Below are 951 nucleotides of genomic sequence, written 5' to 3'. Positions count from 1 at the left end.
CGAACCGAGAATGCCGTTCTAAAAAAGTTGGAAGAGTTGGAGCAGGAAAAAAACCGTCGAACAAAGAAAAAGCGGTCATAGCTCTAACTCTTAAAGGCAAGTACCCACTAAAGCACTTACTGCACACTCTACAGCTGGCAAAAAGTGTCTTTTATTATCAGGCTCAAACGAGCAAGCGCCCAAATAGCTACGAACGTGAGCTGCGGTTGATAAAGTCAATTTATCATGAACATAAGGGTCGATATGGCTACCGCCGTATTCACTTGGAACTAAAAAATCAGGGGTTCATGCTTAATCACAAAACGGTTCAAAGGCTTATGGCTCAGCTCAACCTTAAATCGACGGTCAGGATTAAAAAGTATCGTTCATATCGAGGAGAGTCTGGAACAGTAGCTCCCAACGTGCTTGAAAGAGATTTTAGTGCGACTCAACCCGATGAAAAATGGGTAACTGATGTCACGGAGTTCAAAGTAAAAGAGCAGAAAGTATACTTGTCTCCCGTTGTCGACTTGTTTACTCAGGAGGTGGTTGCTTATAGAGTGGCCAAAAATGCCTGCTTGCCGCTTGTCACGGATATGCTGACGGAAGCCATATCAAAGCTGAAACCCAACTCAAAGCCAATTATACATAGCGATCAAGGTTGGCAATATCGCCATCGACAGTATCAAAAAAAGGTAGCGGAGAGTGGGTTAACACAAAGCATGTCGAGAAAAGGTAACTGCTTGGATAATGCGGTTGCTGAAAACTTTTTTGCTTTACTCAAAACAGAGATGTATCACAACCAAAGCTTTGAAGATGCAGATGCTCTGATAGAGCAAATTAAAGAATACATCGAGTACTACAATACCAAACGTATAAAAGTGAAACTAAAAGGCCTGACTCCGATAGAATATCGAACTCAGGCCTTGAAAGCCGCTTAACAGAAATGTCCAACTTTACGGGGTCACTTCA

The 951-nt window shown here is 42.4% G+C and carries 1 protein-coding gene; it reads left to right on the top strand.

Features of this window, described 5'->3' with window-relative positions:
* The coding region (locus BCT81_RS03545; RefSeq protein WP_157938841.1) for an IS3 family transposase at window positions 1-920 on the top strand (920 nt) is incomplete at its 5' end.
* Window positions 921-951 lie beyond the last annotated feature (31 nt).

It is taken from the genome of Vibrio sp. 10N.261.52.A1 (assembly GCF_002876325.1).
Taxonomy (GTDB): Bacteria; Pseudomonadota; Gammaproteobacteria; order Enterobacterales; family Vibrionaceae; genus Vibrio; species Vibrio chagasii.
This window is presented reverse-complemented; position numbering and strand designations above follow the sequence as displayed.